This window comes from Variovorax nivicola (assembly GCF_051216475.1).
In the GTDB taxonomy this organism is placed as follows: Bacteria; Pseudomonadota; Gammaproteobacteria; order Burkholderiales; family Burkholderiaceae_C; genus Variovorax.
The window spans coordinates 581,240-597,446 of record NZ_JBPJZK010000002.1; the positions used below are offsets into that span (position 1 = coordinate 581,240).

The 16,207-nt window shown below is 65.4% G+C and carries 13 protein-coding genes; 10 read left to right on the forward strand and 3 right to left on the reverse strand.

Translation table 11 applies throughout. The annotated features are described in order from the left end of the window. Nucleotides 1-9 precede the first annotated feature (9 nt). The 3 genes from ugpE to ugpB all read right to left on the reverse strand — a co-directional run bounded on the left by ugpE (nt 10) and on the right by ugpB (nt 3,244). A complete protein-coding gene (gene ugpE, locus ACSFBF_RS11345; protein ID WP_435466909.1) occupies nt 10-858 on the reverse strand; it encodes a sn-glycerol-3-phosphate ABC transporter permease UgpE in 849 nt (282 codons plus the stop codon). A 54-nt stretch (nt 859-912) separates the two neighbouring features. Continuing rightward, entirely contained in the window at nt 913-1,794 is an 882-nt protein-coding gene (gene ugpA, locus ACSFBF_RS11350; protein ID WP_435466911.1) for a sn-glycerol-3-phosphate ABC transporter permease UgpA, read from the reverse strand. A gap of 136 nt (nt 1,795-1,930) precedes the next feature. Beyond that, nucleotides 1,931-3,244 (reverse strand): sn-glycerol-3-phosphate ABC transporter substrate-binding protein UgpB, encoded by a 1,314-nt coding sequence (gene ugpB, locus ACSFBF_RS11355; RefSeq protein ID WP_435466913.1) that lies wholly within the window; start codon nt 3,242-3,244, stop codon nt 1,931-1,933. A 229-nt stretch (nt 3,245-3,473) separates the two neighbouring features. Between ugpB and serA the strand changes: the two genes are divergently transcribed. From serA to ACSFBF_RS11405, 10 genes are all read left to right on the forward strand, one after another. Then, a complete protein-coding gene (gene serA / locus ACSFBF_RS11360) occupies nt 3,474-4,706 on the forward strand; it encodes a phosphoglycerate dehydrogenase (RefSeq protein ID WP_354337676.1) in 1,233 nt (410 codons plus the stop codon). Between the two features lie 627 nt (nt 4,707-5,333). After that, entirely contained in the window at nt 5,334-9,212 is a 3,879-nt protein-coding gene (locus ACSFBF_RS11365; RefSeq protein WP_435466916.1) for a DUF3683 domain-containing protein, read from the forward strand. Beyond that, nucleotides 9,209-9,649: an HIT family protein gene (locus ACSFBF_RS11370; protein ID WP_435466918.1), complete on the forward strand. Its 441-nt coding sequence runs from the start codon at nt 9,209-9,211 to the stop codon at nt 9,647-9,649. Before ACSFBF_RS11365 ends, ACSFBF_RS11370 begins: the two co-directional genes overlap by 4 nt. Then, entirely contained in the window at nt 9,649-10,062 is a 414-nt protein-coding gene (locus ACSFBF_RS11375) for a gamma-butyrobetaine hydroxylase family protein (protein ID WP_093057472.1), read from the forward strand. Before ACSFBF_RS11370 ends, ACSFBF_RS11375 begins: the two co-directional genes overlap by 1 nt. A gap of 148 nt (nt 10,063-10,210) precedes the next feature. Further along, nucleotides 10,211-10,942, forward strand: a complete 732-nt coding sequence (gene ubiE, locus ACSFBF_RS11380; protein ID WP_435466920.1) for a bifunctional demethylmenaquinone methyltransferase/2-methoxy-6-polyprenyl-1,4-benzoquinol methylase UbiE — start codon at nt 10,211-10,213, stop codon at nt 10,940-10,942. A gap of 32 nt (nt 10,943-10,974) precedes the next feature. After that, nucleotides 10,975-12,003, forward strand: coding sequence for a Tim44 domain-containing protein (locus ACSFBF_RS11385; protein WP_435466922.1), 1,029 nt, complete (start codon nt 10,975-10,977; stop codon nt 12,001-12,003). A 160-nt stretch (nt 12,004-12,163) separates the two neighbouring features. Then, nucleotides 12,164-12,733: a ubiquinone biosynthesis accessory factor UbiJ gene (locus ACSFBF_RS11390; protein WP_093057475.1), complete on the forward strand. Its 570-nt coding sequence runs from the start codon at nt 12,164-12,166 to the stop codon at nt 12,731-12,733. Further along, nucleotides 12,730-14,295 (forward strand): ubiquinone biosynthesis regulatory protein kinase UbiB, encoded by a 1,566-nt coding sequence (gene ubiB / locus ACSFBF_RS11395; protein ID WP_093077450.1) that lies wholly within the window; start codon nt 12,730-12,732, stop codon nt 14,293-14,295. The genes ACSFBF_RS11390 and ubiB overlap by 4 nt, the downstream gene beginning before the upstream one ends. 13 nt (nt 14,296-14,308) lie before the next feature. Continuing rightward, a complete protein-coding gene (locus ACSFBF_RS11400) occupies nt 14,309-15,757 on the forward strand; it encodes a high affinity choline transporter 1 (protein ID WP_093077449.1) in 1,449 nt (482 codons plus the stop codon). Between the two features lie 102 nt (nt 15,758-15,859). Then, nucleotides 15,860-16,198 (forward strand): FmdB family zinc ribbon protein, encoded by a 339-nt coding sequence (locus tag ACSFBF_RS11405; protein ID WP_435466925.1) that lies wholly within the window; start codon nt 15,860-15,862, stop codon nt 16,196-16,198. Nucleotides 16,199-16,207: the final 9 nt, after the last annotated feature.

Below are 16,207 nucleotides of genomic sequence, written 5' to 3' on the forward strand. Positions count from 1 at the left end.
TTCAGCGTTTTATTTGTCGGTATCGACCAGGCCCTTGACGAACCATTTCTGCATCAGCACCACCACCACCGCTGGCGGCAGCATGGCGAGCACGGCCGTGGCCATCACCACGTTCCAGTCCACAGGCGACTCGCCGTTGCCGGTCATCGCCTTGATGCCGACCACGATCGGGTACATGTCCTCGCTGGTGGCGGCAATCAGCGGCCACAGGTACTGGTTCCAGCCGTAGATGAACTGGATCACGAACAGCGCGGCGATGCTGGTCTTCGACAACGGCAGCAGGATGTCCTTGAAGAAGCGCATTGCGCCCGCGCCGTCGACGCGCGCGGCCTCGACCAGCTCGTCGGGCACCGTGAGGAAGAACTGTCGGAAAAGGAAGGTTGCCGTGGCCGAGGCGATCAGCGGCACCGAGAGCCCGGCGAAGGTGTTGATCATGCCGAGGCTGGCCACCACCTGGTAGGTCGGGCCGATGCGCACTTCCACCGGCAGCATCAGCGTGATGAAGATCAGCCAGAAGCACAGGTTGCGCAGCGGAAAGCGGAAGTAAACCACCGCGAACGCCGACAGCAGCGAGATGCTGATCTTGCCGAAGGTGATGATGAAGGTGATGACCGTGCTGACCCAGATCATCCGCGCCACCGACACGTTGGTGCTGGTGTGGCCACCGCCTGTGAGCGCGGCCTTGTAGGTTTCCCAGAAGTTGCTGCCGGGCAGGATCGGCATTGGCGCCTGCACGATTTCCTGCGGCGTGTGGGTCGAGGCCACGAAGGCCAGGTAGATCGGGAACACCACCAGCAGCACGCCGAAGATCATGATCGCGTGCGCGAGGATGCCGAGGGACGGGCGGCGCTCAACCATGGCGGGCCTCCGTGGTGCAGGAAAGAGCGAATAGGAGTTGCATCGGGGCGGTCATCAGTACTGGACCTTTTTCTCGACGTAGCGGAACTGCAGCACCGTGAGCCCGATGACGATGGCCATGAGCACCACCGACTGGGCAGCGGCGCCGCCGAAGTCCATGCCGCGGAAACCGTCGAAGTACACGCGGTAGACCAGCGTGGCGGTTTCCTTGCCGGGACCGCCCTGGGTGGTGGCGTCGATGATCGCGAAGGTGTCGAAGAAGGCGTACACCATGTTGATCACCAGCAGGAAGAAGGTGGTGGGCGTGAGCAGCGGGAACTGGATGGTCCAGAAGCGGCGCATCGGGCGCGCGCCGTCGATGGCGGCGGCTTCGATCAGCGACTTCGGGATCGACTGCAGGCCCGCGAGGAAGAACAGGAAGTTGTAGGAAATCTGCTTCCAGACGGCGGCCATCACGACCAGCGCCATGGCGTCGTTGCCGTTGAGCAGGTGGTTCCAGCTGAAGCCCATCTTCTTGAGCCAATAGGACACGATGCCGATCGACGAAGAGAACATGAACGACCACAGCAGGCCGGTTACCACCGGCGCCACCGCGTACGGCAGGATCAACACGCTGCGGTAGAAGCGCGAGCCGCGCACCACGCGGTCGGCGAACACCGCCAGCAGCAGCGCGATGCCCAGGCCCAGCACGGTCACCAGCACCGAGAAGACGATGGTGGTCTGGAACGAGGCCATGTAGGTGCTGTCGTTCCACAGCGCCACGAAGTTGTCGAAGCCGACCCAGGTGATCGAGTTGCCGAAGGCATCCTGCTGCTGCAGCGACTGCACCAGCGCCTGGCCGGCTGGCCAGAAGAAAAAGACGCCGACGATGATCAGCTGTGGCGCCAGCAAGGCCCAAGGCAGCCATTTCGAGCGGAAGAGGACGCGTTTTTCCATGAGGGGAGCGTTCAGGTCGCAGACACACTAATAAGCAAACAGCCAGCACTGCACGGGACAGGCTGGCTTGCGGTTCTTCTTTCGGACAAGGCCGCGGCGAACAGGGGTTCGCCGCGGCCGTCAGGGGTGGCAGAGCTTACTTGTTTGCGGCCTGGAATTTCACCAGCAGTTCGTTGCCACGCTTGACGGCGCTGTCCAGCGCTTCCTTGGGCGTCTTCTTGCCGGTCCAGATCAGTTCGGTTTCTTCGTCCTCGATGGCGCGGATCTGGGGCATGTTGCCCATGCGCACGCCACGCGACTTCTCGGTGGTCTTGCGGATCATCTGGTTCACGGCCACGTCGGTGCCCGGGTTTTCCTTGTAGAAGCCCGACTGCTGGGTCAGCTCATAGGCTGCGGTCGTGATCGGCAGGTAGCCGGTGCGCATGTGGCTCTCGGACTGGACCTTGGGGCTCGACAGGAAGGTGAAGAACGCGGCCACGGCCTTGTAGTTGGCGGCCGGCTTGCCCGACATCACCCACAGGCTGGCGCCGCCGACGATGGTGTTCTGCGGCGCGCCCTGCACGTCCGGGTAGTAGGGCAGAGTGGATTCGGCGAACTTGAACTTGGCGTCGCGCTTCACGCTGGCGTAGCTGCCCGACGAGCCGATGAACATCGCGCATTCACCCGAGGTGAACGAAGTGATCGGCTTGCTGGCGCGGCCCTTGTAGACGAACAGGCCCTGCTTGGACATGTTCGACAGGTTCTCGAAGTGGCGAACGTGCAGCGGCGAGTTGAACTCCAGGCGGGTGTCGAGGCCGCCGAAGCCGTTGCCCTTGGACGCGTACGAGGTGTTGTGCCAGGTCGAGAAGCTCTCGAGCTGGGCCCAGCTCATCCACGAGGTGGTGAACGGGCACTGGTTGCCGCTGGCCTTGAGCTTGGCGGCGGCTGAAACCACGTCAGGCCAGGTGACGGGGGCCTTTTCGGGGTCGAGGCCGGCGGCCTTGAAGGCATCTTTGTTGTAGTAGAAAACCGTCGTCGAGCTGTTGAACGGGAACGACAGCATCTGGCCGTTGGGGGCCGTGTAGTAGCCGGCCACCGCAGGAATGTAGGCCTTGGGGTCGAACTTCTGGCCGCCTTCCTTCATGACTTCGGCCACGGGCTTGATGGCGCCCTTGGAATACATCATGGTGGCGGTGCCCACTTCGAAGACCTGCAGGATGTCCGGCGCGTTGCCCGAGCGGTATGCCGCGATGCCGGCGGCCATCGACTGGTCGTATTCGCCCTTGTAGGTCGGCACGACCTTGTACTCTTTCTGGCTCTCGTTGAACTGCTTGGCGAGGTCGTTGACCCAGTCGTTCAGCGCGCCATCCATCGAATGCCACCACTGGATTTCAGTCTGGGCCTGGGCAAGGACTGGCATTGCCAGCGTGGTGGCCAGCGCCGAAGCGATGGCAAGCGTCTTGAAGCGCATAGGACTCCTGTAGGGAAAAAGTAAACCGGCGATAGTAGGTTACATACGTGACGGTTTTACGGCGGTGTTTGTCGCACGGAGTGCACAGTGCAAGAAACCCGGGTAAACCCCCTTTGACGCCGTGGCGCACCCCTACGGTGCGCCTGCATGCTGCGCCGCACCATGCTAGCATCGCCCTCCCTTTTTTGGCCTAGCCTGTCGCCACGGCCAGGGCTTCCGAGAGACCGCCATGAGCAGCAAAACCTCCCTCGACAAAAGCAGGATCAAGTTCCTCTTGCTCGAAGGCATTCACCCCTCGGCCGTGGAGGTGCTGCGCGCCGCCGGCTACACCAACATCGAGTCGCTGCCGGGCGCACTGCCCGACGCCGAGCTCAAGGCGAAGATCGCCGACGTGCACTTCCTGGGCATCCGCTCGCGCACCCAGCTGACGGCCGAGGTGTTCGCCGCCGCCCACAAGCTGGTGGCCGCAGGGTGCTTTTGCATCGGCACGAACCAGGTCGACCTGGAAGCTGCCCGCGAGCACGGCGTGGCGGTGTTCAATGCCCCGTATTCCAACACCCGCTCGGTGGCCGAACTGGTGCTGGCCGAAGCCATCCTGCTGCTGCGCGGCGTGCCGGAGAAGAGCGCGGTGGCGCACCGCGGCGGCTGGCTCAAGTCGGCCGACAACGCGTTTGAAATCCGCGGCAAGACGCTGGGCATCGTGGGCTACGGCTCCATCGGCGCGCAGCTGTCGGTGTTGGCCGAGGCGCTGGGCATGCACGTGGCCTTCTTCGACGTGGTCACCAAGCTGCCGCTGGGCAATGCGCGCCAGGTGCGCGAGCTGCACCAGCTGCTGGCCCAGAGCGACATCGTGACGCTGCACGTGCCCGAGACGCAGGCCACGCAATGGATGATCGGCGCGGCCGAGATCGCGGCGATGAAGCCCGGCGCCATCCTGATCAACGCCTCGCGCGGCACGGTGGTCGAGATCGACTCGCTGGCCGAGGCCCTGAAGGCGAAGAAGCTGCTGGGCGCCGCCATCGACGTGTTCCCGGTGGAGCCGCGCAGCAACAAAGACGAGTTCCAGTCGCCGCTGCGGGGCCTCGACAACGTGATCCTCACGCCGCACATCGGCGGCTCGACGATGGAGGCGCAGGCCAACATCGGGCTGGAAGTGGCGGAAAAGCTGGTCAAGTACAGCGACAACGGCACTTCGACCTCGTCGGTCAACTTCCCCGAAGTGGCGCTGCCCGCGCACCCTGGCAAGCACCGGCTGCTGCACGTCCACCGGAACGTGCCGGGGGTGCTGTCCGAGATCAACAAGATCTTCTCGGACAACCAGATCAACATCTCCTCGCAGTTCCTGCAGACGAACGAGAAGATCGGCTACGTGGTGATGGACATCGACGCGGCTTCCTCGGACCTGGCGCTGGAGAAGCTGGCAAAGGTGGGCGGGACGATCCGCAGCCGCGTGCTGTTCTGATTTGTTTTTTGGGGTGCGGCGGTGGGTGCTGTGCCCTTGGGCGGCCGACGTCACCGGCCCTTCGGGCTTCCCTGCGCTGCTCACGACGGGCGGGGTCTCGCCCAAACTCGCTTCGCTCAGACAAGGGCGAGCCCTGATCCGCCCGTCGCTGCGCTGCTCGGCGGTGCCTCAACGGCCGCCCAAGGGCACAGCACCCACCGCCGTGGTCAGAGCAGTTGTTGAGCCCCACTCCTTGGAGCCCGCACATGGTTTTGCTCCCTCTCCCTTTGGGAGAGGGCTGGGGTGAGGGCAACGGCATTCACGTCACGACAGGCGCCCGGCAGGCGGTGCGGCGTGGGCGGCCCCTCTGTGCCGCCGAGGAGCGCAGCATTTCGCGGATAAGGGCTCGCAGCTATCTGAGCGCAGCGAGTTCTGCGAGACCCCGCGAAACGCGAGCACCGCAGGGGAGCCCGAAGGGCCGGCATAGTGGGGCCGACCGCGCCGTACCGTCTGCCGGGTGCCCCCAAGCCTGGGAGCCTCTACTAGCACAAGGACAACAGGCACGCCACGAGGCAAGCCCCCAGGCGCTGCCCTAAAATCCCCAGCCCGGCTATGGGCGCGCAGCGCCCGGCCGAGGCGCCCCACCCGATGAATGCTCCGACTGCGTTGAACACGCTGTTGGCACAGGCCGCAGAGCCTGTCCGACTGCGCGAGATCCCGTACAACTACACCAGCTTCTCCGATCGCGAGATCGTGATTCGCCTGCTGGGCGAACGCGGCTGGGAACTGCTCCAGACCCTGCGCGCCGAGCGCCGCACCGGCCGATCGGCGCGCATGCTCTACGAAGTGCTCGGCGACATCTGGGTGGTGCAGCGCAACCCGTACCTCGTCGACGACCTGCTCGACAACCCGCGCCGCCGCGGCCAGCTGGTCGACGCCCTCAGGCACCGCCTGACCGAGGTGCAAAAGCGCCGCACCCCCGACAGCGACCTGCCGCGCGACCAGCTCGTGGGCGAACTCACCGGCCTCGTGGGCGACGCGGTGGCCGCCTTCGACACCAAATTCCGCGACGTCGCCGCCCTGCGCCGCAAGGCTACGCGCGTGCTGGGCCGGCTCACGTCCAAGGACAACATCAAGTTCGACGGGCTCTCGCGTGTGTCGCACGTCACCGACGCCACCGACTGGCGCGTGGAATACCCGTTCGTCGTGCTGTGCCCCGACACCGAGGCCGAGATGGCGCTGCTGGTGAAGGGCTGCATCGAGCTGGGCCTGACCATCATCCCGCGCGGAGGCGGCACCGGCTACACCGGCGGCGCCATCCCGCTGACCTGGAACAGCGTCGTCATCAACACCGAGAAGCTCGAGGCGATGACCGATGTCGAGCACGTCTCTCTGCCCGGCCTCGAGGCGCCCGTGCCCACCATCTGGACTGAAGCCGGCGTGGTCACGCAGCGCGTGGCCGACGCGGCCGAGCGCGCGGGCTTCGTCTTCGCAGTCGACCCGACTTCCGCAGAGGCCTCGTGTGTCGGCGGCAACGTCGCCATGAACGCAGGCGGCAAGAAGGCCGTGCTCTGGGGCACGGCGCTCGACAACCTCGCCTCGTGGCGCATGGTCACGCCGCAGGCCGAATGGCTCGAAGTCACGCGCATCGGCCACAACCTCGGCAAGATCCACGACGCCGAAAGTGCCGTGTTCGAGCTGCAGTACTACGCCGCCGACGGCAAGACAAAGCTGCGCACCGAACGCCTCGACATCCCCGGCCGCACTTTCCGCAAGGAAGGCCTCGGCAAGGACGTGACCGACAAGTTCCTCTCGGGCCTGCCGGGCATTCAAAAAGAGGGCTGCGACGGCCTCATCACCAGCTGCCGCTGGGTGGTGCACAAGATGCCTTCGCACACCCGCACCGTGTGCCTCGAATTCTTCGGCAACGCCAAGGACGCGGTGCCCAGCATCGTCGAGATCAAGGACTTCATGTTCGCCGAGCAGAAGCGCTCGGGCGTGCTGCTGGCCGGCCTCGAGCACCTGGACGACCGCTACCTCAAGGCCGTGGGCTACGCCACCAAGTCGAAGAAGCACGGCGGCCTGCCGAAGATGGTGCTGTTCGGCGACATCGCCGGCGACGACGCCGACGCGGTGGCCCGCGTTACCTCTGAAGTGGTGCGCATCGCCAACTCGCGCAGCGGCGAAGGCTTCATCGCCATCAGCCCCGAGGCGCGCAAGAAGTTCTGGCTCGACCGCAAGCGCACGGCCGCCATCAGCAAGCACACCAACGCCTTCAAGATCAACGAAGACGTGGTGATCCCGCTGCCGCGCATGGCCGAGTACAGCGACGGCATCGAGCGCATCAACATCGAGCTGTCGCTGCAGAACAAGCTCGCGCTCACCGACGAGCTCGAAGCCTTTCTCATGCGCGGCAACCTGCCGCTGGGCAAGACCGACGATGCGCACGAGATTCCGGCGGCCGAGCTGCTTGAAGATCGTGTGGCACAGGCCGTGGCGTTGGTGCAGGAAGTGCGCACGCTCTGGGCTGGCTGGCTGCAGAACGTCGACGCGCTGTTCCCGCAACTGCAAGACCACAGCCTTCGCGCGAGCTGGAAGACGCAGCTGCGCCAGCCGCTGCAGGAGATTTTCTCGGGCGCCGAATTCGCGCCGATCCTGGCCGAGTGCACGGCCATCCACAAGCGCGTGCTCAAGGGCCGCGTGTGGGTCGCGTTGCACATGCACGCGGGCGACGGCAACGTGCACACCAACATCCCCGTCAACAGCGACAACTACGACATGCTGCAGACCGCGCATGCCGCGGTGGTGCGCATCATGGCGCTGGCGCGCAGCCTCGACGGCGTGATCTCGGGCGAGCACGGCATCGGCATTACCAAGCTCGAATTCCTGAGCGACGAAGAGCTGCGCCCGTTCACCGAATACAAGGCTCGGGTCGACCCCGAAGGCCGCTTCAACAAGGGCAAGCTGCTGCGCGCGCCTGCCGGCGAGGCGCAGACGCTGCATGCCGACCTGACCAACGCCTACACGCCGAGCTTCGGCCTCATGGGCCATGAGTCGCTGATCATGCAGCAGAGCGACATCGGTGCCATTGCCGACAGCGTGAAGGACTGCCTGCGCTGCGGCAAGTGCAAGCCGGTGTGCGCCACGCACGTGCCGCGCGCCAACCTGCTCTACAGCCCGCGCAACAAGATCCTCGCGACTTCGCTGCTGGTGGAGGCCTTCCTCTACGAAGAGCAGACGCGGCGCGGCATCAGCATCAAGCATTGGGAAGAGTTCGAGGACGTTGCCGACCACTGCACCGTGTGCCACAAGTGCCTCACGCCGTGCCCCGTGAAGATCGACTTCGGCGACGTGTCGATGAACATGCGCAACCTGCTGCGCAAGATGGGCCAGAAGAGCTTCCGCCCGGGCAACGCGGCCGCGATGTTCTTCCTCAACGCGACCAATCCGCAGACCATCAAGGCGGTGCGCGCGGGCATGGTGGGCATCGGCTTCAAGGCGCAGCGCATGGCCAACGACCTGCTGCGCGGCCTCGCGAAGAAGCAGACGGCGGCACCGCCAGCCACGCTCGGCCCGGCACCGGTGAAGGAGCAGGTGATCCACTTCATCAACAAGAAGATGCCGGGCAACCTGCCGAAGAAGACGGCACGCGCGCTGCTCGACATCGAGGATGCCGACTACGTGCCGATCATCCGCAACCCGAAGGCGACCACATCTGAAACCGAGGCGGTCTTCTACTTCCCCGGCTGCGGTTCGGAGCGATTGTTCTCGCAGGTCGGCCTTGCCACGCAGGCGATGCTCTGGCACGCGGGCGTGCAGACCGTGTTGCCGCCGGGCTACCTGTGCTGCGGCTATCCGCAGCGCGGCAGCGGCCAGTTCGACAAGGCCGAGAAGATGATCACGGACAACCGCGTGCTCTTCCACCGCGTGGCCAACACGCTCAACTACCTCGACATCAAGACGGTGGTGGTGAGCTGCGGCACCTGCTACGACCAGCTGCAGGGCTACCAGTTCGACAAGATCTTCCCCGGTTGCCGGATCATCGACATCCACGAGTACCTGCTCGAAAAGGGCATCACGCTCGCCGATGCGGGTGGTGGCGGCTACCTGTACCACGACCCCTGCCATTCGCCGATGAAGCTGCAGGACCCGATGAAGACCGTGAAGGCGCTGGTCGGCGACAACGTGCTCAAGAACGACCGCTGCTGCGGCGAGTCGGGCACGTTGGGCGTGTCGCGGCCCGACATCTCGACGCAGATCCGCTTCCGCAAGGAAGAAGAGCTGAAGAAGGGCGAAGCCGCGCTGCGCGACAGCGGCAAGGTTGGCGCACAGGACAACGTGAAGATCCTCACCAGCTGCCCCAGCTGCCTGCAAGGCCTCTCGCGCTACGGCAACGACCTGAACAACGGCCTGCTCGAAGCCGACTACATCGTGGTCGAGATGGCCAACAAGATCCTCGGCGCCGACTGGATGCCGACCTATGTGGCCGCAGCCAATCAGGGCGGGATCGAGCGGGTGCTGGTGTGACGAAGGCGCAAGGCTGCGTGCTGTGCGAGGGGCCGGGTGGCCGCTTCGTGTTCGAGGGCGCGAAGCTTCGCGTCATCCATGCGGAAGAGGCGGGCTTTCCGGCCTTCTATCGCGTGGTGTGGCATGACCATGCGGCGGAGTTTTCCGATCTCGACGCTGCCGACCGCACGCTGTGCATGGAAGCGGTGGCGGTCGTCGAGCAGTGCCTGCGCGAGCACCTGAAGCCGGCCAAGATCAACCTCGCCGCGCTCGGCAACATGGTCGCTCACCTGCACTGGCACGTGATCGCGCGCTTCGCCGACGACAGCCATTTCCCGGGCTCGGTGTGGGCGCCGGTGCAGCGCGAACGCAATGCGGCGCAAGAGGCGAATATCGCCGCGCGCCTGCCTGCAGTCGAGGCTGCGATGATCGAGCGCTTGGGCAACAGGAGTTTCTGATGGCAGGCTTGAAACCGGGCGCACCGACGCCGCAATCGATCACCGTGCACGGCCAGTCGCGCGTGCTCGAGGTGGGCTTTTCCGATGGCGCGACCTTTCGAATCCCTTTCGAGCTGATGCGTATCTACTCGCCGTCGGCCGAAGTGCAAGGCCACGGCCCAGGCCAGGAAATTCTGCAGACGGGCAAGCGCGAGGTCGAGCTCGTCGACCTCGAAGCGGTCGGCAACTACGCCGTGCAGCCGACCTTCAGCGACGGCCACAACACGGGCATCTACTCGTGGGACCTGCTCTACGAACTCGGCGAGAAGCAGGCCGAGCTGTGGGCCACCTACGAGCGGCGGCTGCTCGAGGCGGGCGTCGATCGCGACACGCCGATGATCGACAAGAGCGGCCACGCCTGCGGCAGCCACTAAGCCTGCGAAATCGCCTGAAAATCCGCGCCGCGCTATTGAAAAGATAGCCCTACGCCCAGGAAGGGCGGGCGGAAAAAAGCAACAAATGCCCGCCGTGCGCGCGGGGTCGTCGGCTTGATGTGAAGGCTTCCGGCCTAACATCGGTTGCATGAGTACCACACACTTCGGCTTCGAAACAGTCGACGAAAGCGAGAAGGCTCGCCGCGTTCGCGGTGTCTTCGATTCGGTTGCCTCGCGCTACGACGTCATGAACGACCTGATGTCGGCCGGCCTGCACCGCGCCTGGAAGGCGTACACCGTGATGGTTGCGAACGTGGGCGAGGGCTCGCGCGTGCTCGACATCGCAGGCGGCACCGGCGACCTCGCGCTGGCCTTTGCCAAGAAGGTCGGCGCCAGCGGGCAAGTGGTCCACACCGACATCAACGAGGCCATGCTGCGCACCGGCCGCGACCGCCTGCTCGACGCTGGCGTGGTGCTTCCCACCACGGTCTGCGACGCCGAGAAGCTGCCTTTTCCGGACAACCACTTCGACGTTGTCACGGTGGCCTTCGGCCTGCGCAACATGACGCACAAGGACATCGCGCTCAAGGAAATGAACCGCGTGCTCAAGCCGCGCGGCAAGCTGCTGGTGCTCGAATTTTCGAAGGTCGCGAAGCCGCTCGCAAAGGCCTACGACTGGTACTCCTTCAACGTGCTGCCCCGCCTGGGCAAGCTCGTGGCCGGCGACGACGCGAGCTATCGCTATCTCGCCGAATCGATCCGGATGCACCCCTCGCAAGAGGAGCTCAAGACCCTCATGAAAGAGGGCGGTTTCGGACATGTGGACTATCACAACATGACGGGTGGCATTGCTGCCCTCCATGTTGGAATCAAATGTTGATGAAGCGAATCTTTCGCTCAAGAGGAGACGACATGAAGAGTTTGGGTTCTTTGTTTTTGGCTGCTGCATTGGTGCTGGGCAGTGTTCAGGCCGAGGCCGCCCGCATGGGTGGTGGCAAGTCGGTCGGACGCCAGTCGTCCAACGTGACGCAGCGCGAGTCCGCATCGCCTAGCGCGCCCTCGCAGCAGAGCGCTACCAACGCGGCAGCGGCGAAGCCCGCAACGCCCGCACCCGCCGCCGCTGCACCGAAGCGTCCGTGGGGCGCGATGCTCGGCGGTCTTGCCGCAGGCCTGGGCCTCGCATGGCTCGCGAGCTCGCTCGGCCTCGGTGCCGGTTTCGGCAACATCCTGCTGATCGGTCTGCTCGTGCTTGCCGGTGTGGTGGTGTGGCGCATGATCAAGGCACGTTCACAAAACGCAGCAGGCAGCCGCCAGGGTGGCTTCGCGTTTCAGGGTGCTGGCGGCAGCCCCTCCAACGCCAGTGCGCCGGTGCAGTACAGCCCGGCCAACGTGGGTAACGATGCGTCGGCTCGTCCGTGGGAGCGCAATGCCGCAGCCTTCGACACCGCGCCCGCAAACGACACGGCTCCTCACGGCAGCAGCCTCTCGGCAGCGGGCGCCGCGGCCGGTGGCAGCATGATCGGCTCGGCACTCGCTGGTTCGCAGTCCTGGGGCATTCCCACGGGCTTCGACATCGACGGCTTCCTCGGCGCAGCCAAGCGCAACTTCGTGACGCTGCAGGACGCATGGGACCGCGCCGACGTGTCGATGCTGCGTTCGATGATGACCGACGGCATGGTCGACGAGATCCGCTCGCAGCTGGCCGACCGCGCCAGCCACACCGGCGGCGCCTCGAACAAGACCGAAGTCGTGATGCTCGACGCCAAGCTGCTGGGCATCGAAGAGCTGCCCGACGCCTACATGGCCAGCGTGGAGTTCTCCGGCATGATCCGCGAAGACGCCTCGGCCGGCCCGGGTCCGTTCCGCGAAGTGTGGAACATGACCAAGCCGACCAGCGGCAACAGCGGCTGGCTGGTGGCTGGCGTGCAAGCACTGCAGTAAATAAAGGCTCGCCCCCAGGCTTCGCGCACTTCGTGTCGCTTCTCCTACCCCCTACCGGGGGCAACACCAGCAGCCCGGCAAAGCCGGTTCTGCGGTGTTTCTGGAAAAGGGCATGCGGTCCATGAGTCGCGGGGCGCTACAGTGACGGGATAATGGGGACATGGCCACACCATCGTCCCCATTTTCTTTTCTCGGCGACCTCTTCAACCGCATCGGCGAGCGCCTGCAGCCGCCGGACTGGGCGGTTCACGAGATCCAGCATCGCGCGGTCCTGTTCCTGAACCATGTGCTGCAGCAGGAGCCCGAGGCCCAGCAGCGGCTGCTGCGCCAGCAGGGGCGGGTGGTGCGCTTCCAGTGGCGCTTCGTGACCATGGAGCTGGTGGCCACGCCGGCCGGCCTGCTTGACCTGGCCCCCGCCGGTTCGGTGCCCGAACTCACGCTCACCGTCACCGACGATTCCCCCTTCGACATCGCCCGCGCCACGCTGCGCGGCGACAAGCCGGCCGTGCAAATCATCGGCGACGTGCAACTGGCGGCCGAGGTCAACTGGCTGGTCGACCATGTGCGCTGGGACGTCGAGGACGACCTTGCCCGCGTGATCGGCGACGTGCCCGCCCACACCCTCGGCAACGGCGTGCGGCGTGTCGTGGGCGCGCTGCGCCAGTTCGTCGGCGACCGCACGGCCAAGGCTGGCGGCTCGACGGCCGGCTCGGCGAGCACGGCCGAATGAGGCGCTTCTACCGCGGACTGTTCATCGTCTGGGTCGCGCTGCGCTACGGCCTCGACGAGCTCGTGCTCACGAGCTTCCGGAAGCCCTGGCTGCTCGTTGTGGCGCGTGTCGTTTCCATCGGGCGCAACCTCGATGCGCCGCGCGGCCAACGGCTGCGCGAGGCGCTCGAGCGCCTCGGCCCCATCTTCGTGAAGTTCGGCCAGGTGCTGTCGACCCGGCGCGACCTGCTGCCGCCCGACATCGCCGACGAGCTGGCCTTTTTGCAGGACCGCGTGCCGCCGTTTCCGTCGGCGGTGGCCATCGCCACCATCGAGCGCGCATTCCGCCGCCCGGTGGGCGACGTGTTCGTGCAGTTCGACGAAACGCCCATTGCCAGCGCGTCGATCGCGCAGGTGCACTTCGCGACCATTCGCACCAACCAGGGCGATGTGCGCGAGGTGGCGGTCAAGGTGCTGCGCCCCAACATGCGCGGCGTGATCGAGAAAGACCTGGCGCTGATGGCCATGATGGCCGGCTGGCTCGAAAATCTCTCGGCCGACGGCAAACGCTTGAAGCCGCGCGAGGTGGTCGGCGAGTTCGACAAGTACCTGCACGACGAGCTCGATCTGGTGCGCGAGGCCGCCAACGCCGCCCAGTTGCGCCGCAACATGGCCGAGCTCGACCTGGTGCTGATCCCCGAGATGTTCTGGGACTTCTGCCACCCCGAGGTCATCGTGATGGAGCGCATGAAGGGCGTGCCCATCGCGCAGATGGACCGCCTGCGCGCGGCCGGTGTCGACATTCCCAAGCTGGCGCGCGACGGCGTCACGATCTTCTTCACGCAGGTGTTCCGCGACGGCTTCTTCCATGCCGACATGCACCCCGGCAACATCCAGGTGAGCCTGGAGCCCGAGACCTTCGGGCGCTACATCTCGCTGGACTTCGGGATCATCGGCACGCTGACCGAGTCGGACAAGGAATACCTCGCGCAGAACTTCGTGGCCTTCTTCCGGCGCGACTACAAGCGCGTGGCCGAACTGCACCTTGAGAGCGGCTGGGTGCCGGTGGGCACCCGCATCGACGAGTTGGAGGGCGCCATCCGCACCGTCTGCGAGCCGTACTTCGACCGGCCCTTGAAGGAAATTTCGCTGGGCATGGTGCTGATGCGCCTGTTCCAGACCTCGCGCCGCTTCCATGTCGAGATCCAGCCGCAGCTGGTGCTGCTGCAGAAGACGCTGCTCAACATCGAGGGCCTGGGCCGCAACATCGACCCCGAACTCGACCTCTGGGCCACAGCCAAGCCTTTCCTCGAAAAATGGATGGTCGACCAGATCGGCCCCAAGAAGCTGCTGCAGCAACTCAAGGCCGAGGCGCCGCGATACGCCAAGCTGCTGCCCCAGCTTCCTCGATTGCTGCACGATTTCCTGGAAAATCGCCCCTCCGACAACCGCCGCGAGCTGCTCGAACTGCTGGCCGAGCAGAAGCGCACCAACCGGTTGCTCCAGACCATCGTCTACGGTGGCATAGGTTTTGTATTGGGGTTGCTCGCCATGCAATTGCTGGTGCGCGTGCGCTTGTTCTAGAGGAGTTTCCGCCGTGTTGTTGACGCTGGTCATCGTCTATCTGCTGGTCACCATCGCGATCGGCCTCTATGCCGCCAAGCGGGTGAAGAACACCACCGACTTCGCCATTGCCGGGCGGCACCTGCCGCTCTTCATGATCGTCACGACCACCTTTGCTACGTGGTTCGGCTCCGAAACGGTGCTTGGCATACCGGCCAAGTTCATCGAGGGCGGGCTCAACGGCGTGGTCGAAGACCCGTTCGGCGCGGGCACCTGCCTGATCCTGGTGGGCCTGTTCTTCGCGGGCAAGCTCTACCGCATGACGCTGCTGACCATCAGCGACTACTACCGCGAACGCTACGGCCGCACGGTGGAAGTGGCCTGCTCGCTGATCATCATGCTGAGCTACCTGGGCTGGGTGTCGGCGCAGGTCACGGCGCTGGGGCTGGTGTTCAACCTGCTGTCGGGCGACGCCATCAGCATCCCTGTAGGCATGGTGATCGGGGTTGTCTCGATCCTGGCCTATACGCTGTTCGGCGGCATGTGGTCGGTGGCGGTGACCGACTTCATGCAGATGATCATCCTGGTGGCTGGCCTGGCCGTCATCGCGGTGTTCGCGGGCAACATGGCCGGCGGCGCTGACAAGGTGGTGGCCTTTGCCGTGAGCAAGGACCTCTTCAAGTTCTGGCCCGAGCCGAGCTGGCACGACATGGTGTTCTTCTTCGCGGCCGCCATCACGATGATGCTGGGCTCCATTCCGCAGCAGGACGTGTTCCAGCGCGTGATGTCGGCCAACAGCGTGAAGGCGGCCCAGCGTGGCCCGGTGATCGGCGGCGTGGCGTACATCCTGTTCGCCTTCGTGCCGATGTTCCTGGTGGCCAGCGCGTTGCTGATCATGCCGGAGCAGACCGCCACGCTGCTGAAAGAAGATCCGCAGAAGGTGCTGCCCACGCTGGTGCTGCAGAAGATGCCGTTCGTGATGCAGGTGCTGTTTTTTGGTGCGCTGCTGTCGGCCATCAAGTCGACCGCCTCGGCCACCCTGCTGGCGCCCAGTGTCACTTTCACCGAGAACATTTGGCGCCAGTTTCGCCCGGCCGGCACCGACCGCCAGAACCTCATGACGATGCGCATCACGGTGCTGCTGTTCAGCGCCGCCGTGCTGGCCTACGCGATCCGCATGCAGGGCACGCCGATCTACGAACTGGTGTCGGGCGCCTACCAGGTGCCGCTGGTGGGGGCTTTCGTGCCGCTGGTGTGCGGCCTGTACTGGCGCCGCGCCAGCACCCAGGGAGCGGTCGCCTCGATCGTCCTGGGCATCGGCGTGTGGCTGCTGTTCCTGTGGATGCCCTGGGGCAGCGCGTTCCCGGCCCAGCTGGCGGGCGTGCTCTGCTCGTTCGTGGGCATGGTGGCCGGCTCGCTGCTGCCGCAATGGTTGGCGAACACTCACACGCCGCATCGCCCTTTGGCGACGGAGCCGGCCTGAAGCTGGGGATCGGCGGCCACGCCGGGCGCCCTTTGGCGGGGGCGCCCCTATAATCGAGGGCTTTGCGAGCGGCAGCTGCGCCGCTTTTTGACCTCATTTCCCATGCCCATCTACGCCTACAAGTGCAGCGCCTGCGGCTTTGCCAAAGACGCCCTGCAAAAGATGTCCGACGCGCCCCTGACGGTGTGTCCGGCGTGCGGTGCGAGTGCATTCGAAAAGCAGGTCACGGCCGCCGGCTTCCAGCTCAAGGGCTCGGGCTGGTACGTGACCGATTTCCGTGAGGGCGGCGGCAAGAAGGCCGAGCCCGCCACGGCGCCCGTGTCGAGCGACGGTGCCAAGTCCGCCGAGTCTTCATCTTCCGCCGCTGCCGTGCCAAGCCCCGCTCCGGCGCCCGCGGCACCGGCCCCCGCGCCGGCTGCTGCCGCCAAGAGCGGCGACTGATCGATCACC